Source organism: Mycobacterium sp. NS-7484 (genome assembly GCF_001953975.1).
Classification (GTDB): Bacteria; Actinomycetota; Actinomycetes; order Mycobacteriales; family Mycobacteriaceae; genus Mycobacterium.
Map to the genome: position 1 here is coordinate 74,669 of NZ_MBEJ01000090.1, position 23,796 is coordinate 98,464.

Genomic DNA, 23,796 nt, shown 5'->3' on the forward strand with positions numbered 1-23,796 from the left:
TTCCTCTCGACGACAGCGTCCGAACCCCACCGAAAGGCCGCCATGCCCGAAAACACCGATCCGCGACTGCTTTCCGGAAACCGTACGTCTCGGCGCCGATTCCTCGGCGGCGGCGCCGCTGCCGCCGCTGCCCTGGCCCTGGGCCCCTCGATCCTGGCCGCGTGTAGCTCCGAGGAGCAATCCAGCGCCCCGTCCACCTCGGCCGAACCTGACGACGGCGCACCGGCCAGCGGCCTGCTGCGGGTTTCCAACTGGCCGCTGTATATGGCGCCCGGGTTCGTCGAGGCGTTCCAGAAGGCATCGGGCCTGCAGGTCGACTACAAGGAAGACTTCAACGACAACGAACAGTGGTTCGCCAAGGTCAAGGAGCCGATGTCGCGCAAACAGGACATCGGTTCCGATCTGGTGGTACCCACCGAGTTCATGGCCGCCCGCATCATGAACCTGCACTGGCTCAATGAGATCCGTGACTCGCGGGTGCCCAACAAGAAGAACCTGCGGCCTGATCTGCTGAACTCGAAGATCGACCCGGGTCGCAAGTTCATCGCCCCGTTCATGTCGGGCATGGTGGGTCTGGCCTACAACAAAGCCGCCGCCGGTCGCCCGATCACGAAGGTCGAGGATCTGTGGGATCCGGCCTTCAAGGGCCGCGTGAGCCTGCTGTCGGATCTGCAGGACGGCGTCGGCATGGTCATGCTCGCGCAAGGCAACTCGCCCGAGGATCCCAGCACCGACGCCGTCAAGAAGGCCGTCGACACGATCCGGGAGAACAAGGACAAGGGCCAGATCCGCAAGTTCACCGGCAACGATTACGCCGAGGAGCTGGCGGCGGGCAATGTGGTTGTCGCCCAGGCCTATTCAGGCGACGCCGTGCAGCTCAAGGCGGACAACCCCGATATCGAGTTCATCGTGCCCGAGGCCGGTGGCACCTGGTTCATCGACACCATGGTGATCCCGTACACCACGCAGAACCAGAAGGCCGCCGAGGCGTGGATCGACTACATCTACGATCGGGCCAACTACGCCAAGCTGATCGCCACCACGCAATTCGTCCCGGTGCTCTCGGACATGACCGACGAACTGGGCAAGATCGATCCCGCGATTGCCGGCAACCAACTGATCAACCCGCCCGCCGCGATGCTGGACAACCTCAAGTCGTGGGCAGCGCTGACCGACGAACAGACCCAGGAGTTCAACGAGCTCTATGCCGCCGTGACCGGGGGCTGACCCCGTGGCAGGCGTAGCCACCAGCGGCCGGCGGCGCAGCAGGATCGCTCCGTACCTGATGATCCTGCCGGCCCTGGCTTACCTGGGCATCTTTTTCGTCGTCCCGTTTTTCTCGCTGGCGCGGACCTCACTGTCCACCTCCGGCGGGTCCATCTATCTTCCGACACTGACGTTCGACTGGAATTTCGGCAACTACGCCGACGCATTCAGCCACTATCAGGATCAGATCGTGCGGTCTTTCGGCTACGCCCTGGCCGCCACCGTGCTGTGCGCAGTTCTGGCCTTCCCGCTGGCCTACGTGATCGCCTTCAAGGCCGGCCGGTACAAGAACCTGATTCTGGGACTGGTGATCCTGCCGTTCTTCGTCACGTTCCTGATCAGGACGCTGGCCTGGAAGACCATCCTGGCCGACGACGGGTTGGTGGTCAGCGTGCTCGGCTCGATCGGGTTGCTGCCCGGCGAGGGGCGGTTGCTCTCGACGAGCTGGGCGGTGATCGGCGGGCTGACCTACAACTGGATCATCTTCATGATCCTGCCGCTGTATGTCAGCCTGGAGAAAATCGATCCCCGGCTGATCGAGGCATCCAAGGACCTGTACTCCTCGAATCGGCGCAGCTTCACCAAAGTGATTCTGCCGCTGTCGATGCCGGGCGTCCTGGCGGGCAGCATGCTGGTGTTCATCCCGGCGGTCGGTGACTTCATCAACGCCGATTACCTGGGCAGCACCCAGACCACGATGATCGGCAACGTGATCCAGAAGCAGTTCCTGGTGGTCAAGGACTATCCCGCGGCCGCCGCACTGAGCATGGTGCTGATGGGCATCATCCTCGTCGGTGTGCTGCTCTACACCCGCGCTCTGGGGACGGAGGATCTGGTGTGACCGCCACCGCGATCGACGCTGCGATCAACCCGCCACAACCCAAGGCAGTCAAGGGATCCCCGAAATGGGGCGACCTGGTCCTGCGGCTGGTGGCCGGGTTGGTGTTGCTGTACCTGTTCCTGCCGATCTTCGTGATCGTGCTGTTCTCGTTCAACGATCCGTCGGGCAAGTTCAACTACACCTGGCAGGGTTTCACCCTCGACAACTGGGCGCACCCGTTCAAGTATCCGGCGTTGACCGAGGCGCTGAAGTTGAGTCTCAACGTCGCTGGGGTGTCGACGGCGATCGCCCTCGTGTTGGGCACCCTGGTGGCCATCGCCCTGGTGCGCCAACGGTTCCGCGGCCAGAAGGCCGTCGACACCTTCCTGGTCCTGCCGCTGACCGCGCCGGAGGTCGTCATGGGCGCCTCGTTGCTGACACTGTTTCTCGACCTGGGCTGGGCGACAGGTTACTCCACGATTGTGTTGGCGCACATCGCGTTCCAGGTCAGCTTCATCGCGCTGACGGTGCGGGCCAGGGTCCGCGGCTTCGATTGGACCCTCGAGGATGCCTCGATGGATCTGGGCGCCGGCCCCGCTCGCACATTCTTCAGGGTCACGCTGCCGCTGATCGTTCCGGGAATCGTGGCTGCCGCGATGTTGTCGTTCGCGCTGTCACTCGACGACTTCATCATCACCTACTTCGTCAGTGGCTCGAGCGTCACCTATCCGCTCTACGTCAATGCCGCGGTCAAGGCCGCGGTGCCGCCTCAGATCAACGTGCTGGCTACGGCGATCCTGGTGGTGAGCTTGCTGTTGCTGATGGCCGGAACCCTGTACCGGCGCAAGCGTATCGACGCCTGAGGTTCAGCCGACTTCGGCCGGCACCGGCGTAGCCCGCGCTCCGGTGCGGGCGGCGCCGATGCCGGCAGCCACCACGAGCAGGATGCCGATCACGGCGAGCTCGTCGGGAACCTGCCGCAGCAGACCAAGGCCGACGAGCATGGCGAAGGCGGGCTCGAGGGCCATCAACGTGCCGAACGCGGCCGTGCTCAAGAAGCGCAGGGCGGTCATCTCCAAGGCGAACGGCACCACGGGCAGCAGGATCGCCAGCCCCACCCCGATCAGCAGCAACTGCGGGGTCAGCTTGCCGAACACCGACGGTCCGACGGTCACGGTGGCCACCAACGCCGCGACTGGCATGGACACCGCCAGGCCTTTGATCCCGGCCACTTCGTCGCCCACCCGTTGGGTCAGCAGGATGTAGCACGCCCAGCACAGCGCGGCGCCCAGCGCGTCGAGCACGCCGATCGGATCGACGTCGCCCGACCACGGTTCGGTGAGCAGCACGACGCCGGCCGCGGCCAGCCCCGGCCACACCACCCGGCTGCGGCCCCGCCCGTGTGCCACTGCGACTCCGAGCGGGCCGAGGAATTCCAGCGCGCTGGCGGTACCGAGCGGTATTCGCGACAGCGCCGCCATGAACAGGATGGTCACTCCGGCGGTGACCACGCCCAATGTGACACAGGTCCAGAAGGCCGATTTGGTGAAGGCAGAGGGACGCGGCCGCACGATCACCAGGATCAGGACCGCAGCCCAGGCGAGCCGCAGCCACGCGGCGCCTTCGGCGCCGATGTCGTCGATCAATCCGACAGCCACCGCCAGGCCGATCTGCACGCACAACATCGACGCCACGGCCATCAGCGCGCCGGCGCGGGCCGGATGCCGCGCCTCGGTCAAGAGTTATTGCCTTTCGGGACAATGATGTTGGCGAGCACCATGCGCAGGAAGGGCCGGTAGACGGCCTGATCGTCGAGCAGACTGTTCAGGGTCACCCCGTCGTTGGCCGCCAGCACGACGCGAGCCAGATCCATCGCCGGGATACTCAGGTGCCCGCCCAAGCGCGCGACCCCTTTGGAGATGTATTCGGCAAGGGCGCGCACCGTCTCCTCCCGCTGCGCCGCCACGCGGTCTCGGGCCTCTGGATTGCGCAGCAGGAACAGCGTGTATTCCGAACCGAGGGCGGCCCGGTCGGAGCCCTCGGCGGCGACCAGATCTCGCCAGCGGTCACCGAGTTCGTCGGCGTCGAGATCGTCGAGCCGGTGGAACGTCGCGATGACATCGGCGAAGCCGTCGAGAAACTGTTGGCGCTGGCGTTCGACCACGGCCAGGAACATCTCGGCCTTGCTGCCGAAATGTGAGTAGATGGCGCCTCGGGTATAGCCGCCGATCTCGGCGATGTCCTCGAGGGCGGCCCCGTCAAACCCTTTGCGGGCGAACACCTCTTCGGCAGCATCCAGCAGCACGTTGCGCGTGTGCTCCAAGCGGCGTTGCTTCGTCCAGCGTTCGGCCATGGACCCATCCTGTCAAACCTCAACCTGCCGGAGAATATTCACTCTTGTATCGAATATACGTCTATGTATAGTAGTGATGCCAGTCACAAGTCATGACCGAACGAGGAGAGGTCCGCCCGTGCCGACAGCACGCCCCGGAAGTTGGGTCGAGAACGCCACCGCCCTGGATGACATCGCGCCGGATGCCTACCGGATGGAGATTCCGACCAGCCGCTACATCGCACCGGAATTCGTTGCGCAGGAGCGAGATTGCATATGGAAGAAAGTCTGGCAGGTGGTCGGACGAGTGGACGAGCTGACCAAGCCCGGTGACTCTAAGCAGTACCAGATCTTCGATCAGTCCTACCTCGTCGTCCGTGGGAAAGACGAGAAGATCCGCGGATTCGTCAACGCCTGCCGGCATCGAGGCAACGTGCTGTGCCGCGACGCACGTGGAAACGCCAAGCGGGGCTTCCTGTGTCAGTACCACCTCTGGTCGTATGACCTCGACGGACGGCTCAAGGGCATGTTGCGGGAGGCATTGGCCGGACCGATCGACAAGGACACCCACGGGCTGATCGAGGTCTCGGTGGACACCTTCGCCGGATTCATCTTCCTCAACCCGGACCCGTCGGCGCAGCCGCTCGCGGACTTCATCGGCGAGGAGGTCGCCGCCATGCTGGCCCCCTACCACCTTGAGGACATGGTGACGGTGATGGACGTGACCGAGGCCATCGACTGCAACTGGAAGGTCGTCCTCGATGCCTTCCAGGAGGGCTACCACATCGACGGGATCCATCCACAACTGTTACGGGTGATCAACATCGACCCGGCCACCAGCCGCTATCGGTTCTTCGAGCAACACAGTGTGTCGATGGCACCGTTCGACGTCGTCGGTGCCACACCCGAACAGCAGGTCGACGGGATCATGGATCTGCCCGAGACCTTTCCGTCCACCGTCGCGGTTCTCCCCCGTTTCCAGGAACTCGTTGCCGAGTACCGGGCCGATGACGGAGCGCTGAACTTCCCCGACGGAGTCACCGCGCGCACGCTGCTGCAAAAGGCGACGCGAGATACGTTGACCGGCATGGGTCTTGACGTCAGCGGGCTGACCGACGCACAAATGAGTGACAACCACGGCTGGGTCTGGTTCCCCAACTTCTTCATGACTATTCGCGCCGGCGAGGCCACCATCATCATGTCGCTTCCCCACCCGGACGGTGATCCCAACCGCTGCATCTGGCATGTCGCGAGCTACATGTGGCTTCCGGACGAGATGAAAGCCGCCTTCACCGCTGAACCGGTCGTGGTGGACGAGCCGGGCAGCTTCAAGTATTTCGAAGCGCTGCAACAGGACTACGAGCAGATGCCCCGTCAGCAGATCGGGCTGCGCAACACCGCGTTGGACCATATGGCACTGGTGAAGGAGGAAGTGGTGATCGCCCACTTCCACTCGGTGGTCGACAGGTATCTCGACGCGGCCGCTGCCACGTCCTGAGGCGGGTCGGCCCGGGCCGGTCACGAAACAACCGATAGAAAGGGAATTGCGCGTGAAGCATGTCAGCGAAGTCGTCGACGACTACGCGGGCCGTTGCCGCACCGTCATCCAATACGCGGTCACCACAAAACAATTGGTGGAGGCCGCCAAGCAGCCCGGCTTCAGTGTGGCGAGCTGGGCGCCGCTGGCGGAATTGGTGGCGGTCGAGGATTTTGTGCGGGTCGGCAACTTCAAAGAGGTGATGAACTGGGAGCAATACCTGGATTTCATGACCAACTGGGCGGCGGCCTCGCAGTGGGACGGCTTGTTCAAGCGGGTCAGCGAGGTTGACGGTGTGGTATACCTCGAGCTCGAAGAACGAACCAAGATGGGTGATTTCGAGTCGGTCGTCAACTCGGTCTCGGTGTACGAGTTCGACGGCGACGACAAGATCCGGCACATCGATGTCTATCTGCAGATGGCGTTGCCCGGCGCCGACATGCCGACCGTCTACGAGGGCGTCGAGCTGTCGCAGTGATGTCAGGCCTGGTCCACGAACTCGGCCAGGACATCCGTCACGGCCGCGATGGCCGTCCTGGCGATCACCTCGTAACCGTGCGTGCTCAGGGTCGGCAGGCAGAGCAGCCCGGCCTGCGGGGACAATCCGCTCGCCTTGGCGTGTGACGCGTCGGATTCGAACGCACCCAGCACGGCAGCCTGCGGTGCGTAGCCGAGTTTGCGGGTGATGTCGCACAGACGGTCGGCGATCGACTTGTCATAGACACACAGGGCGTCGCTGTACGCCACGATCGGCCCACCGGTCACGGTGGTGCGGTACTCGGCTTCGGTCGGGCCCACCTCGACCGCAAGCGTCAGATCACCGGGCAGTGTGCGGCAGGCATATGCGGCGCCCACGCCGCCGATCTCTTCATTGGTGGTGAACACCAGGTAGAGGTCACCGGCCGGTCGGCGACCGGTCTCCTTGAGCCGGTGCGCGAGCATCAGGAGGGCCAGCACGGCCGCTCGGTCGTCCATGAAGTAACAGCCGACGTAGTCACCCAGTTCGATGAGCGTGCGCTTGGTGCGGTCGATGCAGACCCGGGTACCAGGGCCGATACCGGCGTCGGCCAGGCGTTCGTTGTCCACCCCGGTGAACACGTACACGTCGGGCCAGTCCAACGCCTTGTCGCCCTGGTCGGGCTTGGTCTGCCAGACCTGCGGGGTCTCCTGGGTAGTGTGTTCGGAGCCCAATGCCAGTATGCCGGTCAGGGTTTCGTGGTCACCGAGGATCGTCACCGGGCCCAGGCCGAAGTTGGCCGGGTACATGGTGCCCAACGGGGTGAGCCGCAGCGTGCCACCTGGCTCGATCCGCTTGACCAGCATGGAAAGCTCGTCGAGGTGGGCGAGAATCCGGGTGGCCGGGGCGTCGGGGTCCGTGCCGCCGATCTTGGCGATCAGATTGCCCGCGGCGTCGGTCCAGAGCTCGTCTGCGTGTGGTTGCAGTTCCCGACGGCACACCTCACGAACCGCGTCCTCCTGGCCGCAGGGCCCGTACGCCCACAACAATTCCTGCAGTAGCTCAGGGTTGAACCCGTCATCTGTCGCGGCCATGGGTGCTGGATTACCTCCGGAGCCCGCGGCGAAACCTGGACGTCGGTGTACGCGACGTTACTTCGGTGCCGTTCGGTCCGGGAACGGGTCGTTGGAGAAGTCGATCTGGGCCGTCGGGTTACTGATGGCGGTGACCAGTCCGGTACCGAACGCGCCGGCGCTGTCGTACAGCGTGGACGCACCCACGGCGATCCCGTTGGTCGCCCAGTGCGAATCAGCCTGTACGCCGATCCATTCGTCACCGGGCAAGCGGGACAGGGCCACTGTGAGGTCACCGTTGATGTAGCCGACGCCGGCGGTGCCCAGATTGGTGACCAGGCTCGTGCCCTCGGCAGCCATCGCCGCCCGCACGAATGGTGAGTTCGGTTGTCCCTCGACCACGGTGATGGTGCGGTTCATGAACCGCTTACGGGAGTCGTTCTGGTGGTCGGCGATGGCGCGGCTCCAGCCGCCGGCGTCACTACCGATGTAGGTCGCCCGGTCCTCGTCGAGGGTGGCCGGCGGTTCGAAACATGTTGGCGCGCTCCATTCTTCACCTCGTGGCGGCTCACTCTCGCGGTACTGCACCAAGGTCGCGCGGGCCACGGTCACGCCGTCTTGCACCAGCTCACATTCCGAGTTGCGCACGCGTCGGCCATCGCGGATCAGGGCCACTTTCGTCGTGGTCGGCACGCCGCGGGCGGCCTTGAACAGGTCGACGGTCAACCGGGCGGGCAGGAAGCCGGGCAGGCCGAACGCCGACTCGAGCGCGCGGGCGGCCAGGCCGACCAGCGCGGGACCGTTGAGGTGATCCTCGCCCCAGTGGCTCTGCGCAAAGCGGGTCGGCTGGAATCGGTCCTGCGCGGACTGCACGAAATGGGCGACAACCTCGGTCATCGGCGAATCGTCGCATATGGGCTAAGTAATTCGGTCGGCGGGCTCACGAACCACTGCGGCGGCCTGGCCTTGGACGAGGTTTGCGCCGACGGGCTCGGGGAACTACTACCCCATGTTGATCAGACGAATCGCCCGCCCTATGTTGTCTGCCACCTTCATCGCCCGCGGTGTCGACACGTTGCGCGACCCCGCCGATGCCACGGAGTCCGCGCGCGGCACCATCAGCACGCTCAGCGCCCTCCCCGGTCCGGTGGGCGCCGGCATGCCGACCAATGCCGCGACGGTGGCACGGGTCAATGCCGCAGTCCAAGTGGCCGGTGGAGTGCTTCTGGCCCTCGGTCGGGCGCCCCGGCTCACCGCCGCGGCCCTTGCCGTCACGATGATTCCGGGAAGCCTTGGCTCGCAGGCCTTCTTGAAGGAAACCGACCCGCAGCGCGCGGCCAGCAAGCGCCGTGAGTTCCTCACCGATGTGAGCCTGCTGGGCGGGCTGATCATCGCGGCGGCCGACACCGCCGGTAAGCCGTCGCTGGGTTGGCGCGGCCGTCGCGCCGCACGTCAGGTCTCGGCCAGCGTCGCTGCGGCCGTGCCGGGTTTGGCGGCGGGCAGCAGCCTGCACAGCAACGGCATCACCGACAGCGCGATCGCCGAGAAAATCGGACACGGGCTGTCCGTCGGTGCGGAGCGGGGCCGCGAGCTGGCGGACACCGCCCTCGAACGGGCGAGCGAGTTGGCCTCCGACTGGGCGCACGCCGCCCGCGAGTACGGACCCGAGGTGGCCGATGCGGCCCGAGATCGTGCCGGCGAGTTGGCCCACGTGGCGCGCGAACGTGGCCCGGAAATCGCCGACGCGGCCCGTGAACGTGCCAGCGAATTCGCCCACGTGGCACGTGAACGCGGTCCCGAGATCGCCGACGCGGCCCGCGAACGCTCCGCTGAACTGGCCGGCCGGGCCAAAAAACAACTCGACCAGCGCCGTGGTCGGTAGCGTTGATGCATGACCACGGGTGATTACCAGCCGCAGCAGTTCGGACAACAGGGCTATCCACCGCCGTATGGCGAGCAGTACCCACCTGCCTACGGCACCGCGGCGCCGGGCGGGTTGGCGCGGCGGTTTTTCGCCCGCGTGATCGACGGCATCGTGGTGGCGATTGTGGCGTTCTTCCTGTCATTCGTCACCGACTCGCTGTCGAGCTATTGGGTGACCGGCCTGTTCACCGGCTTGCTGATGTTCGTCTACTTCGTCGGGTTCGAGGTCGCCACGGGCGCGACACCCGGCAAGAAGCTGTTGGGCCTTGCAGTGCGGGGACCGGCGAATGCCCCCAAGCCCACGGCACAACAGTCGGCGATCCGCAACGCCTTCACCCTCCTGCCGATCATCCCGATCGTCGGCGGATTCCTTGGTGTCATCGCGATGATCGTGATCGCGGTGACGGTCAGCGCCAGCGCGACGAAGCAAGGGAAGCACGATGAACTCGCGGGCGGTACTCAGGTGATCCGAAGCTGAAATCCGTTGCGGGAGGCGCTGTCAACCGGCGCCTCCCGGGCGGGCTCAAATCACCAGACCCAGCAACAGGACGAATATCAGGCCGGACACCGACAGCGCGGTCTCCATCAGCGACCAGGACTTGATGGTCTGCCCGACGGTCATGCCGAAGTACTCCTTCACCAGCCAGAATCCGGCGTCGTTGACGTGAGAGAAGAACAACGAACCCGCCCCCACCGCAAGCACCACCAGCGACACCTCACCGGTGCTCAAGCCTTCGACCAGACCCAGCATCAGTGACGACGCGGTGATGGTGGCGACCGTGGCCGACCCGGTGGCCAACCGGATGAGAACCGCCAGCACCCAGGCCAACAACACCACCGACAGATTGGCGCCCTTGGCCCATTCGGCGAGCAGGGTGCCGATCCCGGTATCGACCAGAACCTGTTTGAAACCGCCGCCGGCCGCCACGATCAGGATGATGCCGGCCACCGGTGGGAGCGAGGACTCGACGGATTTCACGATCTGCTCCCGCGACATCTTGGCGCCCAGACCGAGAGTGAACATTCCCACCACGACGGCGATCAGCAACGCCATCACCGGTCGCCCGACGATGTCGAACGTCTGACGTACCAGATGCGACTCGTCGACGAAGATGTCGACGACGGCTTTGCCCATCATCAGTGCGACCGGCAGCAACACGGTGAGCATGGTGACGGCGAAGCTCGGTCGGGTCTGCGTCGTGGCTGTCGTCGTTGTGGTGGCCTCGTTGCTGCCCGATCCGGTGCCGGTGGCTTCGGCGCTGTCGAAACGATCCGGCACGTCGAGGACCACCCAGCGCCCGGCCAACTTGCCGAACAGCGGACCGGCCACCACGATCGTCGGGATCGCCACGAGCACACCCAGCGCCAGCGTGACGCCCAGGTCGGCGTGGAGCAATGCGACTGCGGCGACGGGCCCGGGATGCGGCGGCACGAAGCCGTGCATGGCGGACAGACCCGCCAGCGCCGGGATGCCGACGGTGATCAACGACAGTTGTGAGCGGCGGGCCACCAGGTAGATCACCGGCATCAACAGGACCAGGCCGATCTCGAAGAACATGGGCAGGCCGATGATCGCGCCCACCAATGCCATTGCCCACGGCAGCATCCGCGGTGAGGCGTGCCCGACGATCGTGTCCACGATCTCGTCGGCGCCACCGGAATCCGCCAGGAGTTTGGCGAACATCGCCCCGAGCGCGATGAGGATCCCGACGCTCGCGGCGGTGGAGCCGAATCCGCTGGAGAATGAGTCGAGCACATCGCCGATGGCCTCCCCCGCCACCAGACCGACCGTCAGCGCGCCGAAGATCAGGGCCAGAAACGGGTGCAGCTTCGCGATCGTGATGAGCACGACGATCAGCGCGATGCCGGCCAGCGCGGCCAGGATCAGCTGGGCACCGCCGGCCACGGGCTCGATGATTTCGGTGCCGGCCGCAAGAAGGCGGGTCGTCGAGGTCATCGGTTGTCCTGTTCTGTTGTCGCACTGCCGGATCGGGTCACATACTCCTCGACGATGGCGTCGATGCTCTGGTCGACGTCGAGGGCGGTGCCGGCCTCGTCGGGACCGAGCGGTTCCAGCGTCGCGAACTGGGAATCCAGCAGGCTGGCCGGCATGAAATGTCCCGGCCGGCTGGCCTGGCGCCGGCGAATCACCTCCGGCGACCCGCTCAGGTGCAGGAACACGACGTCCGGGCAGTGCTGTCGTAGTTGGTCGCGGTACTTACGTTTGAGGGCCGAGCAGCTCATCACGCCGCCGTCGGCATGCTCGGCCAGCCAGCCGCCGATCGCTTCCAACCAGGGATGACGATCCGCGTCGTCGAGGGCGTGACCCGCGGACATCTTGGCGATGTTGGCGGCGGGGTGGAAGTCGTCCGCGTCGGCGAACGGGACCCGCATCCGCTGCGCCAGTGCGGCGCCGACCGTCGATTTGCCGGATCCGGATACGCCCATGACCACGACCGGTGAACCCATACAACCACCCTCGAAACGTGTGTCTGCCGTCACACAGTGTGGATCAAAAAGCATACGTTTGCAACAGCCAGCCGAATAGATCTGTTTTTTAGCCGCATGCGGGCCGATATGACACGATCTAACCGTGTCCTCGGCCTCAAGCGTCGGCGCTCTGCACGCCAACCTGTTGACCACGCTCGGGACCGCCATCGTCTCCGGCGAACTGGCGGCTGAGCAGGTGTTGACGCTGGACCGGCTCAGTGCCGAGCACATGGTGTCCCGCAGCGTCGCCCGCGAGGTTGTCCGGGTCCTGGAATCGATGGGCATGGTGGAATCACGCCGCCGGGTCGGTATCACCGTCCAGCCCTGCGCTCGTTGGAATGTCTTTGATCCCAGGCTGATTCGATGGCGGCTGGACTCCGGCGACCGGGCCGCCCAACTGGCGTCGCTGTCTGAACTGCGGCGCGGGTTCGAACCGGTTGCCGCCGCACTCGCCGCCCGCCGGGCGAACGCCGATCACTGTCGAGTGCTGGCCGCCGCGGTGTCGGACATGGTGATGCACGGCCGATCCGGAGACCTGTACGCCTATCTCGCCGCCGACAAGCTTTTTCACCGCACCCTTCTCGAAGCCAGTGGCAACGAGATGTTCCGCGCCCTCAACGACGTCGTGTCCGAAGTCCTCGCCGGGCGCACCCTGCACGGGCTGATGCCTGTCACACCCAACCCGGTCGCCATCGAGTTACACGACGAGGTGGCCCGGGCCGTCCGGTTGCGCGACGAGGACGCAGCCGAAAAGGCGATGCGGGCCATCATCGACGAGGCGGCCACCGCAGTGCTCGACGCCGACGACCGCGGTGCTTAACTAACGACATGGGTCGCTCTCCAGCGTTGGCACGTCGCTTCTTCGACCGGCTGGAGCCGGTTCATGCAGTCACCTATTTCGCACCGGAGGCGCGGACCGCGCTCGATGCTCTGGGCTATCGGGGATTCTGGATGGGCTACTTCGCGGCCCGCTCGGCGCCGCTCGGCATCGTGCCGGCGGACGTGGTCGCCGCGGTGTTCTACAACTTCACCGCCGAACGCGTCGCGAAGGCACTGCCGGCGGCCTGGGACACGGCCGGCCCGGCAACGTTGTTGGAGGTCCGCTCGGCCGCGGCGGTCGCAGCGCTGCGTCGAGCCGGGGTGACCGACTCCGACGCCACCCGCACAGCCGCCGACCTGATCGCGAAAGCCGCGCGCACCGCGCCGTTGGACGGCCGGCCCCTCTATGCCGCCAACCGGGCGCTGCCGTGGCCGGAAGAGCCGATCGCCAAACTCTGGCATGCGGTCACATTGTTACGCGAGCAACGGGGCGACGGCCACGTCGCCGTCCTGGTCGGTGAGGGGATCAGCGGTCGCGAATCCAATGTGCTGCACGCCGCGGCCGGCCGGGTGCCCCGCGAGATGATCATGCGCAGCCGTGATTACGACGACGAACAGTGGGCAGGGTACGTCGAGCAGTTGCGCTCCCGTGGCTGGCTGGACGAGCAGGGCGCCCTCACCGATGCCGGACGAGACATCAAGCAGGCCATCGAGGACCGCACCGATGCGCTGGCTCTCGAGGCGCTGGGCGCGCTGACCGACGACGAGATCACCACCTTGTTCCAGGTGCTGACGCCGATCACTCGGCAGGTGGTGGCCGCCGGGGATGTTCCGGCTGCCACTCCCATGGGCCTGAGTCGCGATGACCTCGATGACGAAAGTGCCCATCTGGGTTGAGCCGCTCAGCGCGGGGCGTACATGATCAGACCGACACCGGCCAGCGCGACGAGCGCACCGGTCACGTCCCAGCGGTCGGGCCGGAAACCGTCGACCGCCATGCCCCACAACAGCGACCCGGCGATGAACACCCCACCATAGGCCGCCAGCACACGGCCGAAGTGGGCGTCGGGCTGGAACGCCGCGACGAAGCCGTAGGCGCCCAACGCGATCACCCCGGCCCCCATCCAGAGCCAGCCGCGATGCTCGCGCACTCCCTGCCACACCAGCCACGCCCCGCCGATCTCCAGCACCGCGGCGAGCACGAACAATGCGATCGATTTGGCGACCATGTCAGGCGACACCGAGGTAGGCGGCACGAATACTGTCGTCTGCCAACAGCTTCCGCGCGTCACCGGTGCGGGTGATGTTGCCCGTCTCCAGGATGTAGGCCCGATCCGAGCGGCTCAACGCCTGTTGGGCGTTCTGCTCGACCAACAGCACCGTGGTGCCCTCGGTGTTGATCTGGGAGATGATCTGGAAGATCTGTGAGATCACCATCGGCGCCAGCCCCATCGACGGTTCGTCGAGCAGCAGCACGCGGGGCCGGGCCATCAGCGCCCGGCCGATCGCCAACATCTGCTGCTCCCCGCCGGAGAGCGTGCCGCCCACCTGCGAGCGTCGTTCGGCGAGCCTCGGGAATGTGGTGAAGACCCAATCCAGGCGCTCGAGGTGTTCGTGGCGGGAGGGGAATTTGCGCCCGTAGCAACCCATTTCCAGGTTTTCCAGCACCGTCATGCCGGGAAACACCCCGCGGCCCTCGGGGGCCTGGATCAGCCCGTCGATGACCCGCTGATGCGCCTTGACCTTCGAGATGTCGCGGCCTTCGAACCACACCGAGCCCGAGGTGAGCAGCCGCAGACCTGAGATGGCCCGCATCATGGTGGTCTTGCCCGCGCCGTTGGAGCCCAGCAGCGTGACCAACTCACCCTCACGCACTGTCAGCGAAACCCCATGCAACGCTTTGATCCTGCCGTAGTGCACCACCGCGTCGCGCACTTCGAGCAGCACCGGGCGGACGGACTCAGCCGAGTTGGTCATCGGGCACCCCCAGATAGGCGGCGATGACCTTCGGGTCCTCGCGGATTTCGGATGGTAAACCGTCGGCGATCTTGCGACCGAACTCGAGCACCACGATGCGGTCGGTCACCCCCATCACCAGACGCATGTCGTGTTCGATCAGCAGTACCGTGTAGCCGTCGTCGCGGATCTTGCGGATCAACTCGATCAGCGAGGACTTCTCGGCCGGATTGAAACCCGCCGCCGGCTCATCCAGGCACAGCAGTTTGGGCTCGGTGGCCAGCGCCCGGGCGATCTCCAGGCGGCGCTGATCCCCGTAGGAGAGATTTTTGGCCTTCTCCTCACCGCGGTGGGCGATTCCGACGAAATGGAGTAAGGCAGCCGATCTCTCGATCGCCGACCGTTCCTCGCGGCGGTGCCGCGGTGAGCGGACCAGGGCACCCGGCACCGAGGTCTTGTGCCGCGCGTCGGTTCCCACCATGACGTTCTCCAGTGCGGTCATCTCACCGAAGAGCCGGATGTTCTGGAACGTACGCGCGATCCCGCGACGGGTGATCTGGTGGCGTTTGATCCGTCCCAACGGGGCGCCATCGAAGACCACGGTGCCCGAACTGGGCCGGTACACCCCGGTGATCGCGTTGAAGCACGTCGTCTTGCCCGCGCCGTTGGGCCCGATCAGCCCCAGAATCTCGCCCCGACGGATGTTGAAGCTCACCGAGTCCAGCGCCACCAGCCCCCCGAACTTGACGGTCAGATCGCGCGTTTCCAGCAGGATCTCACCCTCGGCAGCCTGAATGTCGCGATGCACTCCGGCCAGCTCCTCGACGCTTTCCGGCACGCCCGGCATGGGTTCGCTCATCGGACCGGATCCTTGTCGGTGTTGCCGCGCAACAACTGTCGGGCCGATTTACCGTAGGTCAGCAGCTGCTGGCGCACCGGGAACAATCCCTGCGGCCGGAAGATCATCAACACCACCAGTGCCAAACCGAAGAACAGATACTTCAGGTCGCCGAGGTTGATCCCCAGGAATTCCACCCCGAGCAGCCGGTTGGGCAGATACACCACGACGAATGCGCCGAAGATGACACCGAGCTTGTTGCCCTGCCCGCCGAGCACCACCGCGCACAGGAACAACATCGAGTTGATGATGTTGAACGTCGGCGGTGCGACGTACTGGACCTGCCCGGCGTATAGCGCACCGGACAGGCCACCGATCGCGGCGCCGATCACGAAGGCCCACAGCTTGAACCGGAACGCGTTGACGCCCATCACCTCTGCGGCGTCCTCGTCCTCGCGGATCGCCACCCAGGCCCGTCCGACGCGACTGCGTTCCAGGTTGCCGACCAGAAGCAGGATGGCGACCATCAGGATCAGGCCCAGCCAGAACCACCATGTGCCGTAATTGGCCTCACCGGCCGAGTTGCCGCTGGAGAACACGCCGCTGGGCAGCTTCTCGCTCTCCCCCACACGTGGATAGGCGATCTGGTTGAGCCCGCGGGAACCGTTGGTGACGTCGGACAAGTTGTCGGCGAGCAGCCGGATGATCTCGCCGAAGCCGAGGGTGACGATGGCCAGATAGTCGCCGCGCAGCCGCAGGGTGGGGGTACCCAGGATGAGTCCGGCCAGTGCGGTGACGGCCATGGCCAGCGGTACACACGACAGCCAGGCCCAATCCTGGCTGAAGAAACCGTTGGGGCCCATCTTGTTCCACGGGCTGTCGGGGCTGGTCAGCAAGGCCACGGTGTAGGCACCGACCGCGTAGAAGCCGACGTAGCCCAAGTCGAGCAGACCCGCTTGCCCCACCACGACGTTGAGGCCGATCGCGATGATGGCGACCATCGCGAACTGCGCCATGGTGCCGCCGAAGCTGATGCCGGTGGTGTCGAGGAAGCTCGGGGTGAACAGCGGCAGCAGGCCGAGCAGAGTGAAACCGACCACCCCGACACCCCATTTGGCCCACCGCGGCAATGCCGACCACGAGTCGCGCAGCGCGTCCCCCGGTGCCAGCAGGGTCCTGCTCACCGGTCCGGCAGACGTCGAATCGTGATGCTCGTTCATACTCGCGCCTTCCCGAGGCTCTCACCGAGTATGCCGGTCGGCCGGAACAGCAGGACCAGCACGAGGAGGACGAAGGCCACCACGTCACGCCACTGGGTTCCGAACACCGCCTGCCCGTAGTTCTCCATGATGCCCAGCAGCAGGCCGCCGAGCAGGGCTCCGCGCAAGTTGCCGATGCCGCCGAGGACCGCGGCCGAAAACGCTTTGATACCGAGCAGAAAACCGCCCGAATAGATGATGCCCTGCGGCACCTTCAGGGTGTACAGCAGCGCGGCGGCACCGGCGAGCAGACCGCCGATCAGGAACGTCCGCAGGATGATGCGTTCGCGGGAGACGCCCATCAACGTGGCGGTGGTCGGGTCCTGCGCGACCGCGCGGATGCCGCGCCCGAATCTGGTCCGGTTGATCGCGATGTCGGTCAACAATGCGAGCACCAGAGCCGCACCCACGATCACCAGCGTCACGTTGGACACCGTGGCACCGAAGACCGTGAACTGGGTTTTCGGTTGTACCAGGACGATCGGTTGTTGGGCGTTACTACCGCCGTAACCCTTCATCAGTTCGGGGAGGACGAAATGCACGAATTCCTGCAGGACGAACGACATCCCGATCGCGGTGATGAGGAACGTCAACGCCCGGGCGTTGCGTTTTCGCAGCGGCCGGTAGGCGATGAGTTCCAGTCCGACGGCCGCTGATCCGGAGACCAGCATCGCGAAGAGCAAGGCGATGCCAAGATAGAGCACCGTCAACGCGACGCCCTTGTTGTAGGCGTTGCCGCTGGGGCTGAAGCCGAGGATGACGTCCAGACAGAAGTATGCGCCGAACATGCCCAGCATGAAGATCTCGGAGTGGGCGAAGTTGATCAGCCGGAGCACACCGAACACCAGGGTGTAACCCACCGCCACGAGCGCGTAGATCGCGCCCCACGACAGCCCGTCGATCGTCAACTGCCAGAAGCCGTCTCGCAGACCGTCCAGGTTGAAACTGATGTTGGCGGCCAGGCAGGCGGACTGCTCGACGCACTGGTGGATCATCCGGTGGCGGCTCCTGACTGGAGTGGTTGGGGAACGAAACGCGTCCGAGTCCTGCGGCGGTCTCGGACGCGTTTCGTGCGGCGACTACTGGACTTCGTACATCCAGATCAAGGTGGTGGTCAGCTCACCTTTGTCGTTCCACTGGTACTTACGGGCCACACCCTGTCCTTCGTAGTTGCGGACGAAGTCCAGCAGCGCCGGCCGGGTGATGGCGCCCGAGTCGATGCCCTTGAGCAGGATGGTGCCCAGGTCGTAGCCCTCGGTGCTGTAGGTGCCGGGAGCCTGGCCGAACTTCTTGGTGTATTCGTCGGCGAACGTCCCGGTGGCCGGGCCACACGGGCAGGACAGCAATGCGCCCTTCGAGGATTCGCCGGCCTGGTTGACGAACTGCTGATCCTTCGTGCCGTCGGCGCTGACGAACGTCGCCGTCACGCCACCGTCCTTGAGCTGCTGCACAAACGGTGCGGCCTCGGAGTAGTACCCGCTGTAGAACACCGAATCGGGGGCGGCGTTCTTGATCTGTGTGACGGCGGCCGAGAACTCCTTGTCGCCCTTCTTCACCGAGATGTTGCACGACGAATCAGCTACGGGACCAAGCGTTTCACGCACCACCTGGGCCAGCCCGAGGCCGTAGTCGGTGCTGTCGTCGACCACGCACACCTTCTTGTTGCCGAGGGTGTTCTTGAGGTAGTTGGCGACCGAGGGGCCCTGCACACCGTCGTTGGCCAGGCCGCGGAAGAAGGTCCGCCACCCGTTCTCGCTCAACGTGACGTTGGTGGCCGATGCGCTGGTGGCGACCAGGCCGGCCTGGTTGAACACGTCGCCGGTGGCCTTGGTCTCCCCGGAGAACGCCGGGCCGACCACACCGATGATGAACGGCTCGTCGACGATCTGCGGTGCCACACCGGTGGCCTTCTGCGGATCACCCTCGGTGTCAAAGCCCTTGAGCTGGACCTGGCAGCCGGCGTTGGCGGCGTTGTGTTTGTCGATCGCCAGCTGCACACCGTTCTTGATATTGATGCCCAGGGCGGCGTCGGGACCGTTGAGCGCGCCCATCATGGCGATCATCACCGGCGGGCAGGTGGCCTTTCCGTCCCCGGCGGGGTCGGCGGGGGTGACGCCCTCGGCGGCCTTGATCTCGGCACCGTTCTCGTCGATCTGGACTTTCTCCACGATCTTGAGATCGGTCTGGGATGCCTCACCCCCGGGAGCGGACTGGTTGCAGCCGGCGATCGCCAGGGCAATCACGCCCGCACTTCCGAGAGCACATGCTTTCCGTGCCACGCCACCGCGCACGCTTCACCTCCGCGTCAAAGTTGTCAGTGGCACCGGCGCGCGGCCGCGTGACGGTCGGACGCCGGAGCTTCGGGTAGAACATAGCCAACCACCGGCCCGAGTGCGCGATGTTAGGTCAATGCTCGTTCGGCGTGTACTGGCTGAACGCGGAATTCAGGGCTGAGCGAAACCCACAATTAACAACGGGACCCGCCGGTCAGTTCTCCTGGGCGGGGGCTTCCTCGGAGTCCTCGAGCGTTTCCAACACCACTTCGGCCACCCGTTTCATGGTGGTCCGGCGATCCATCGCAGCCCGCTGTATCCACTTGAACGCCTCCGGCTCGGTCATCTGGTGCTTGCTCTGGAGCAACCCCTTGGCGCGCTCGACCAGTTTGCGGGTCTCCAGCCGCTCCCCCAGCGTCGCCACCTCGTCCTCCAGGGCGGCGATCTCACTGAACCGGCTGACGGCCACCTCGATGGCCGGGACGAGGTCGGTGATGCTGAACGGCTTGACCAGATAGGCCATCGCCCCGGCGTCGCGCGCCCGCTCCACCAACTCGCGCTGGCTGAACGCAGTGAGAATCACAATCGGGGCGATGCGCTTGCTGGCGATCTCGGCGGCCGCGTCGATACCGTCGCGGCGCGGCATCTTGACGTCCATGATCACCAGGTCGGGCCGTAAGGCCTCGGCGAGGTCGACGGCCTCCTGGCCGTCTCCGGCCTCCCCGACCACCTCGTAACCCTCTTCACGCAGCATTTCGGCAAGGTCGAGGCGGATGAGCGCTTCGTCCTCGGCCACGAGCACGCGGCGGGGCTTGTCAGCGTCTGCGGGTGAGCCGGTCATGGAAAACATTGTGTCGTGACAGCCTCCGTTCAGCGAGCGCGGGGGCATCCTCTATGGTGGTAGGCCGCAGTACCGATCGGGACGCCCTCGTATCCCAACTGGCAGAGGAAACGGATTCAAAACCCGTACAGTGTGAGTTCGAATCTCACCGAGGGCACCACAAACACCAGTTCATGGTCGGTTTGCGTCACCGGCCACCGCCTGCGGCGAATACCGTGGATCGTGATGAGCGACCCTGACGAACCATCGACTGATGGTGCCACTACCCGTGACCGTCGACTCCCGCGCGGGGTCCGGATCGCCGACATCACCGCCTGTGTGTTGCTCTTTTTGATCCAGGCCGGTTTGGCCGTGGTCGCGTTGATGAGCTTCATGGTGTTTCCGATGAGCATCGACAACTGCGCTTACGTGGCATGTGGTGATGAGCTGGTCCAAGGCGGCATCCTCGGAGCGGCCTGGCGCATGGCGGCGCTGGCCGGGCCACTCACGTAGAAGTTGTCGGAGCGCGGCCGTCAATCGTGCCCCAGTTGCCGGTATACGACGGTAATTTGAGGCGTGCGCTCTCCAACCGAGCGCCGCCGGGAGGATCGTTGAAAGCCGTTGTGAGAGTGTTGGCGTTGGGGTTCGTCGAACTCGTGGTGTTCGGCGTGGTGCTGTTCGCCCTCGCCGGCACCCTGAACTTCTGGCAAGCCTGGATTTTCCTTGTGGTGTTTGCCCTTTCGACCTGGATTCCCGCCATCTTGTTGCAGCGCGCCGATCCCGCTGCGCACAAACGCCGTAAACACGCCGGACCGGTGGCCGAAACCCGGACGGTGCAAAAGGTTCTCATCGCCGGCTGGTACGCATCGTTGGCGGCGATGGTGATCGTGAGCGGGCTGGATCATCGCTTCGACTGGTCGACGGTGCCACCGCCGATCTGCGTGGCCGGCGATGTTCTGGTGGCCGTGGGGCTGGGTGTGACGAGCCTGGTGGTCATCCAGAACAGCTTCGCGGCTTCCACCGTCCAGGTTGAGTCAGGCCAAAAGCTGGTCTCCACAGGGCTGTACGGGCTGGTGCGCCATCCGATGTACACCGGCAACGTGCTGACGATTGTCGGCTTCCCGCTCGCGCTCGGCTCCTATTGGGGGCTGGTGCCGGTCGTCTCCGGTCTGATCGCCCTCATCGTCCGGATTCGTGATGAGGAGAAACTGCTCGTCGCGGAGTTGGACGGATACCGCGAGTACACGGAGAAAGCGCGCTACCGCCTCGTGCCGTACATGTGGTGAGCCCCGGCCCCATTGACACGACGATGTGTCATTGGGCCGGGGTGGTGGCGGTGTGCTGCGTCAGGGCGCGCACCGACGGCGCCTCGAACAGCGTCAACATCGTCAATTCGACGTCGAGGGCGGCGTTGATTGCGGCGATGGCCCGCATCGCCGACAGCGAATCGCCGCCCAGATCGAAGAACGACTCCTGGACCCCGACCCGGTCCAGGCCCAGCACCTCGGCGAAGATGCTGGCCACAATCTGCTCGATCAAGCTCGCCGGCGGGCAATAGGGGCAATCGGCATCGTCTAGGACCGGTGCCGGCACCGCATCACGCCGTTCCGGCCGATTGGACTGTGCCGGTTCGGTTTCCAGCACACCCAGAGACAGCAAGCGGCGCCCGGGGTGGGTTGTCATCGCCACCAGCACCTGTGTGAACCGCTCGATCAACGCATCGATACTGTCCGCATCGAACACATCGGTGTCGTATTGCACCCGGAGTTCCAATTCGCGGCCGGGGCCGGCCTGCACCGCGATCGGATAGTGGTAGAAATCGCGGCTGCTGAAACCGGTGATGGTCAACCCCTCGGTATCCCGCGGCGTGCCGGTATCGGTCGGATAGTTCTCGTACACGAAGACCGTGTCGAACAATCTGTCTTGACCGGTGATGCGATGAATATCGCTGAGCGCCACGTGTTGGTGCTCGAGGGTGTCGTTGTGGGCACTCTGCAGTTGATCCAACAGGTCGGCTGTCGTCGCCGCCGGTGTGATGGTCGCCCGCACGGGCACGGTGTTGATCAACAGCCCGAGCATCGACTCCGCCCCCTCCACCTCGGGTGAGCGACCCGACACCACGGTGCCGAAGGCGACATCGTGCTGACCACTCAGGGAACTCAACAACAACGCCCACGCGCCCTGCAGCACAATGTTGACCGTCGTGCGATGTGCGCGCGCCAGCTTGGTGATGGCGCGGGTGGTCTTGGCCGGTACCCGGAACGACGTGACGCTGCGGTGTCCGAGCCGCAACTTTTGCGGCGGGCCGAGGAGAATCGGGGTCTCGAAACCGGCCAGCACCTCGCGCCATGCGGCGTGGGCGGCGTCGTGATCCCGTTCGGCCAGCCAGGTCATGAAACTGCGATACGACGACGCCGCCGGCAGCCGGATTCCGTGGTACCCGGCGAAGATCTCCTGCATCAGCAGCGGCATCGACCAACCGTCGAGGACGATGTGGTGATTGGTCAGCACGAACCGATGCTCGTGATCGGAGTGGCGGATGAGGGCAGCCCGGAAGGCGGGCTCGTTCTCCAGGTCGCATACCGCCGCGCGTTCGGCCGAGCAGATCAGTCGAATCTGCTCGTCGACATCGATATCAGCGCCCGCGTGGGCGTCACCGCCGTCGGCGGTCAGATCGAGATACCGCCACGGCGCGACCGGGTCGGCGGGGATCACCTGAACCGGCTGCTCGAACTGCGGGCAGAACCGCGCTGCCAGATGCGGATGCCGGTCGACGACGGCCTGCACCGCCTCGCGGAGCCGGTGCACGTCCAGCGGACCGCTCAATGCCATGTCCAGCTGCACCGCATACACGTCGTCGCCGGAACACTTCGCGATGCCGGCGTGGTAGAGAAGCCCCTGCTGCAAGGGAGTGAGCGGCAGGATGTCGGCGACGGGGAAATCCTTGTGCAGCACGTCGATCTGCTGCTGGCTCAACCTGACCGGCACGATGTCCGACGGAGTCAGCCCTCCCCCGCCCCGGCGAACATGGGCACACATGCCCGCCAGTGCGTCGAACCACAACCGGCTGACCCGGGTGACCGCAGTGCGGTCCAGGGCCGAGGTGGCCCACGTCCAGGTGGCGTTGAGGTGTGGCCCGGTGTCGGTGTCGACGGTGACCGCATTGAGTTCCACGGAATGCGCGAGAGGTATGGACATCTCTCCCGCTGCGCCGGTCGTCGACAGGTTTCCCTGGCCGAAGCGCCACACGTCCCCCGACGCAAATGCGGCGGGTGAACCCAGCCGGCCGAGATAGTTGAACCCGATGACCGGATCCCCTCCGGCAAGGTCTACGTCGGGGTTGAGGTAGCGCAGGAGTCCGTAGGTGAGGCCGTCGGGTTGGTTGCGTAGTTGTTCTTTGGCGTCTTTGATGATTGTGCCGAGGGCGGGGTCGCCGGCGACGACTTGGGTCCAGCGCAGTTCGCCTGGTGTGAGGGCGACGGGGTATTTGGCGGTGAACCAGCCGATCGTGCGGGACAGGTCGACGTCGCGCCCGGAGTCCCCGGCCAACTCTGCCATTTCCTCGTGGCGCCCATGGCTTTCCACGTCGATGGCGATGGCCCCACCGCCGGTCCCGAGGTACTGCGCCCACGCCAGGGCGAACGCGATCAGCAGGATCTCCTGCACCCCGGCGTGAAACGCCGCGGGCACCTCACCGAGCAACATGTGGGTGGTCTCGGCATCCAGGAACTCCGACAAATATCCGGCCGTGGCGAAGGTGTCGTCGGCCGGTTTGGGCGCCGGCAGCGCCGCCGGGATCGTGGCCACTCGCTGCCAGGCTGCTGTGTGGCCAACCACGTCGGGGTGGCGAGCGCACTGGTCGAGTAGTTCGGCCCAGCGTGTGAATGAGGTTGTGGTGGGTGGTAGTTGGATGGGTTGGCCGCCCTGGTGTTG

The 23,796-nt window shown here is 65.4% G+C and carries 25 protein-coding genes and 1 tRNA gene; 12 read left to right on the top strand and 14 right to left on the bottom strand.

Annotation, left to right across the window (positions count from 1 at the left end; translation table 11 throughout):
• Positions 1 to 42 precede the first annotated feature (42 nt).
• Genes A5733_RS16295 through A5733_RS16305 form a run of 3 tightly spaced genes read left to right on the top strand, consistent with a single transcriptional unit; the run spans position 43 to position 2,949 of the window.
• Positions 43 to 1,227, top strand: coding sequence for a spermidine/putrescine ABC transporter substrate-binding protein (locus A5733_RS16295; protein WP_076240852.1), 1,185 nt, complete (start codon positions 43 to 45; stop codon positions 1,225 to 1,227).
• Positions 1,228 to 1,231: 4 nt separating this feature from the next.
• Positions 1,232 to 2,107, top strand: coding sequence for an ABC transporter permease (locus tag A5733_RS16300; RefSeq protein ID WP_067766209.1), 876 nt, complete (start codon positions 1,232 to 1,234; stop codon positions 2,105 to 2,107).
• Positions 2,104 to 2,949: an ABC transporter permease gene (locus A5733_RS16305; protein WP_076240853.1), complete on the top strand. Its 846-nt coding sequence runs from the start codon at positions 2,104 to 2,106 to the stop codon at positions 2,947 to 2,949. Before A5733_RS16300 ends, A5733_RS16305 begins: the two co-directional genes overlap by 4 nt.
• Positions 2,950 to 2,952: 3 nt before the next feature.
• On the opposite strand, the gene A5733_RS16310 is transcribed toward A5733_RS16305, so the two are convergent.
• Together A5733_RS16310 and A5733_RS16315 are read right to left on the bottom strand one after the other, a co-directional pair.
• Positions 2,953 to 3,786, bottom strand: a complete 834-nt coding sequence (locus A5733_RS16310) for a DMT family transporter (protein WP_067773959.1) — start codon at positions 3,784 to 3,786, stop codon at positions 2,953 to 2,955.
• 35 nt (positions 3,787 to 3,821) lie between these two features.
• Positions 3,822 to 4,439, bottom strand: coding sequence for a TetR/AcrR family transcriptional regulator (locus A5733_RS16315; RefSeq protein ID WP_067773929.1), 618 nt, complete (start codon positions 4,437 to 4,439; stop codon positions 3,822 to 3,824).
• 118 nt (positions 4,440 to 4,557) lie between these two features.
• On the opposite strand from A5733_RS16315, the gene A5733_RS16320 reads away from it, so the two are divergent.
• Positions 4,558 to 5,916 carry an SRPBCC family protein gene (locus A5733_RS16320; RefSeq protein WP_076240854.1) on the top strand — a complete coding sequence of 453 codons (1,359 nt, stop codon included), beginning with the start codon at positions 4,558 to 4,560 and terminating at the stop codon, positions 5,914 to 5,916.
• Positions 5,917 to 5,968: 52 nt separating this feature from the next.
• Complete coding sequence (locus tag A5733_RS16325) at positions 5,969 to 6,433, top strand: hypothetical protein (protein ID WP_369830946.1); 465 nt, start codon at positions 5,969 to 5,971, stop codon at positions 6,431 to 6,433.
• 2 nt (positions 6,434 to 6,435) lie between these two features.
• Here A5733_RS16325 and A5733_RS16330 read toward each other — a convergent pair whose 3' ends face one another.
• Positions 6,436 to 7,506, bottom strand: coding sequence for a M42 family metallopeptidase (locus A5733_RS16330; protein WP_067773937.1), 1,071 nt, complete (start codon positions 7,504 to 7,506; stop codon positions 6,436 to 6,438).
• A 57-nt stretch (positions 7,507 to 7,563) separates the two neighbouring features.
• Complete coding sequence (locus A5733_RS16335) at positions 7,564 to 8,382, bottom strand: acyl-CoA thioesterase domain-containing protein (protein WP_076240856.1); 819 nt, start codon at positions 8,380 to 8,382, stop codon at positions 7,564 to 7,566.
• Between the two features lie 139 nt (positions 8,383 to 8,521).
• Between A5733_RS16335 and A5733_RS16340 the strand changes: the two genes are divergently transcribed.
• Both A5733_RS16340 and A5733_RS16345 read left to right on the top strand, forming a co-directional pair.
• Positions 8,522 to 9,367 (top strand): DoxX family protein, encoded by an 846-nt coding sequence (locus A5733_RS16340; RefSeq protein ID WP_067773942.1) that lies wholly within the window; start codon positions 8,522 to 8,524, stop codon positions 9,365 to 9,367.
• A gap of 9 nt (positions 9,368 to 9,376) precedes the next feature.
• Complete coding sequence (locus A5733_RS16345) at positions 9,377 to 9,886, top strand: RDD family protein (RefSeq protein WP_067773945.1); 510 nt, start codon at positions 9,377 to 9,379, stop codon at positions 9,884 to 9,886.
• A gap of 45 nt (positions 9,887 to 9,931) precedes the next feature.
• Here the strand turns inward: A5733_RS16345 and A5733_RS16350 are convergent, their stop codons facing one another.
• Together A5733_RS16350 and A5733_RS16355 are read right to left on the bottom strand one after the other, a co-directional pair.
• Positions 9,932 to 11,365, bottom strand: coding sequence for a gluconate:H+ symporter (locus A5733_RS16350; protein WP_067773947.1), 1,434 nt, complete (start codon positions 11,363 to 11,365; stop codon positions 9,932 to 9,934).
• Complete coding sequence (locus A5733_RS16355; protein WP_076240857.1) at positions 11,362 to 11,877, bottom strand: gluconokinase; 516 nt, start codon at positions 11,875 to 11,877, stop codon at positions 11,362 to 11,364. Before A5733_RS16355 ends, A5733_RS16350 begins: the two co-directional genes overlap by 4 nt.
• Positions 11,878 to 12,001: 124 nt before the next feature.
• Between A5733_RS16355 and A5733_RS16360 the strand changes: the two genes are divergently transcribed.
• Both A5733_RS16360 and A5733_RS16365 read left to right on the top strand, forming a co-directional pair.
• On the top strand, positions 12,002 to 12,718 hold the full coding sequence (locus A5733_RS16360) for a FadR/GntR family transcriptional regulator (protein ID WP_076240858.1): 717 nt from the start codon (positions 12,002 to 12,004) through the stop codon (positions 12,716 to 12,718).
• 8 nt (positions 12,719 to 12,726) lie between these two features.
• Positions 12,727 to 13,614, top strand: a complete 888-nt coding sequence (locus A5733_RS16365) for a hypothetical protein (protein ID WP_076240859.1) — start codon at positions 12,727 to 12,729, stop codon at positions 13,612 to 13,614.
• 5 nt (positions 13,615 to 13,619) lie between these two features.
• Here the strand turns inward: A5733_RS16365 and A5733_RS16370 are convergent, their stop codons facing one another.
• The 7 genes from A5733_RS16370 to A5733_RS16400 all read right to left on the bottom strand — a co-directional run bounded on the left by A5733_RS16370 (position 13,620) and on the right by A5733_RS16400 (position 19,884).
• The gene (locus A5733_RS16370) at positions 13,620 to 13,946 is read right to left on the bottom strand and encodes a YnfA family protein (protein ID WP_067772029.1); all 327 of its coding nucleotides are present in this window, start codon (positions 13,944 to 13,946) and stop codon (positions 13,620 to 13,622) included.
• Position 13,947: 1 nt separating this feature from the next.
• Positions 13,948 to 14,694 carry an ABC transporter ATP-binding protein gene (locus tag A5733_RS16375; protein ID WP_076240860.1) on the bottom strand — a complete coding sequence of 249 codons (747 nt, stop codon included), beginning with the start codon at positions 14,692 to 14,694 and terminating at the stop codon, positions 13,948 to 13,950.
• Entirely contained in the window at positions 14,678 to 15,532 is an 855-nt protein-coding gene (locus tag A5733_RS16380) for an ABC transporter ATP-binding protein (protein WP_067772024.1), read from the bottom strand. Before A5733_RS16380 ends, A5733_RS16375 begins: the two co-directional genes overlap by 17 nt.
• Positions 15,529 to 16,731: a branched-chain amino acid ABC transporter permease gene (locus tag A5733_RS16385; RefSeq protein WP_076240861.1), complete on the bottom strand. Its 1,203-nt coding sequence runs from the start codon at positions 16,729 to 16,731 to the stop codon at positions 15,529 to 15,531. The genes A5733_RS16380 and A5733_RS16385 overlap by 4 nt, the downstream gene beginning before the upstream one ends.
• Complete coding sequence (locus A5733_RS16390; RefSeq protein ID WP_067772020.1) at positions 16,728 to 17,765, bottom strand: branched-chain amino acid ABC transporter permease; 1,038 nt, start codon at positions 17,763 to 17,765, stop codon at positions 16,728 to 16,730. The genes A5733_RS16385 and A5733_RS16390 overlap by 4 nt, the downstream gene beginning before the upstream one ends.
• 84 nt (positions 17,766 to 17,849) lie before the next feature.
• Positions 17,850 to 19,061, bottom strand: a complete 1,212-nt coding sequence (locus A5733_RS16395) for a branched-chain amino acid ABC transporter substrate-binding protein (protein ID WP_067772011.1) — start codon at positions 19,059 to 19,061, stop codon at positions 17,850 to 17,852.
• A 196-nt stretch (positions 19,062 to 19,257) separates the two neighbouring features.
• Positions 19,258 to 19,884 (bottom strand): ANTAR domain-containing response regulator, encoded by a 627-nt coding sequence (locus A5733_RS16400; protein ID WP_067772009.1) that lies wholly within the window; start codon positions 19,882 to 19,884, stop codon positions 19,258 to 19,260.
• 83 nt (positions 19,885 to 19,967) lie between these two features.
• Here A5733_RS16400 and A5733_RS16405 point away from each other — a divergent pair.
• The 3 genes from A5733_RS16405 (at position 19,968) to A5733_RS16415 (ending at position 21,149) form a co-directional block, all read left to right on the top strand.
• Positions 19,968 to 20,044, top strand: a tRNA-Leu gene (locus A5733_RS16405).
• Between the two features lie 65 nt (positions 20,045 to 20,109).
• The gene (locus tag A5733_RS16410; protein ID WP_142254032.1) at positions 20,110 to 20,376 is read left to right on the top strand and encodes a hypothetical protein; all 267 of its coding nucleotides are present in this window, start codon (positions 20,110 to 20,112) and stop codon (positions 20,374 to 20,376) included.
• Positions 20,377 to 20,474: 98 nt separating this feature from the next.
• Positions 20,475 to 21,149, top strand: coding sequence for an isoprenylcysteine carboxylmethyltransferase family protein (locus A5733_RS16415; protein ID WP_076240863.1), 675 nt, complete (start codon positions 20,475 to 20,477; stop codon positions 21,147 to 21,149).
• A 28-nt stretch (positions 21,150 to 21,177) separates the two neighbouring features.
• Here A5733_RS16415 and A5733_RS16420 read toward each other — a convergent pair.
• A partial coding sequence (locus A5733_RS16420) for a condensation domain-containing protein (protein ID WP_076240874.1) occupies positions 21,178 to 23,796 on the bottom strand: 2,619 nt, incomplete at its 5' end.

What these genes read in the sequence shown, in the direction of transcription:
- A5733_RS16295 (WP_076240852.1), top strand. Translation starts at nt 43, where the DNA reads ATGCCCGAAAACACCGATCCGCGACTGCTTTCCGGAAACCGTACGTCT.
- A5733_RS16310 (WP_067773959.1), bottom strand. Translation starts at nt 3,786, where the DNA reads ATGGCCGTGGCGTCGATGTTGTGCGTGCAGATCGGCCTGGCGGTGGCT.
- A5733_RS16315 (WP_067773929.1), bottom strand. Translation starts at nt 4,439, where the DNA reads ATGGCCGAACGCTGGACGAAGCAACGCCGCTTGGAGCACACGCGCAAC.
- A5733_RS16330 (WP_067773937.1), bottom strand. Translation starts at nt 7,506, where the DNA reads ATGGCCGCGACAGATGACGGGTTCAACCCTGAGCTACTGCAGGAATTG.
- A5733_RS16335 (WP_076240856.1), bottom strand. Translation starts at nt 8,382, where the DNA reads ATGACCGAGGTTGTCGCCCATTTCGTGCAGTCCGCGCAGGACCGATTC.
- A5733_RS16340 (WP_067773942.1), top strand. Translation starts at nt 8,522, where the DNA reads ATGTTGTCTGCCACCTTCATCGCCCGCGGTGTCGACACGTTGCGCGAC.
- A5733_RS16345 (WP_067773945.1), top strand. Translation starts at nt 9,377, where the DNA reads ATGACCACGGGTGATTACCAGCCGCAGCAGTTCGGACAACAGGGCTAT.
- A5733_RS16350 (WP_067773947.1), bottom strand. Translation starts at nt 11,365, where the DNA reads ATGACCTCGACGACCCGCCTTCTTGCGGCCGGCACCGAAATCATCGAG.
- A5733_RS16355 (WP_076240857.1), bottom strand. Translation starts at nt 11,877, where the DNA reads ATGGGTTCACCGGTCGTGGTCATGGGCGTATCCGGATCCGGCAAATCG.
- A5733_RS16365 (WP_076240859.1), top strand. Translation starts at nt 12,727, where the DNA reads ATGGGTCGCTCTCCAGCGTTGGCACGTCGCTTCTTCGACCGGCTGGAG.
- A5733_RS16370 (WP_067772029.1), bottom strand. Translation starts at nt 13,946, where the DNA reads ATGGTCGCCAAATCGATCGCATTGTTCGTGCTCGCCGCGGTGCTGGAG.
- A5733_RS16375 (WP_076240860.1), bottom strand. Translation starts at nt 14,694, where the DNA reads ATGACCAACTCGGCTGAGTCCGTCCGCCCGGTGCTGCTCGAAGTGCGC.
- A5733_RS16380 (WP_067772024.1), bottom strand. Translation starts at nt 15,532, where the DNA reads ATGAGCGAACCCATGCCGGGCGTGCCGGAAAGCGTCGAGGAGCTGGCC.
- A5733_RS16385 (WP_076240861.1), bottom strand. Translation starts at nt 16,731, where the DNA reads ATGAACGAGCATCACGATTCGACGTCTGCCGGACCGGTGAGCAGGACC.
- A5733_RS16390 (WP_067772020.1), bottom strand. Translation starts at nt 17,765, where the DNA reads ATGATCCACCAGTGCGTCGAGCAGTCCGCCTGCCTGGCCGCCAACATC.
- A5733_RS16400 (WP_067772009.1), bottom strand. Translation starts at nt 19,884, where the DNA reads ATGACCGGCTCACCCGCAGACGCTGACAAGCCCCGCCGCGTGCTCGTG.
- A5733_RS16410 (WP_142254032.1), top strand. Translation starts at nt 20,110, where the DNA reads ATGAGCGACCCTGACGAACCATCGACTGATGGTGCCACTACCCGTGAC.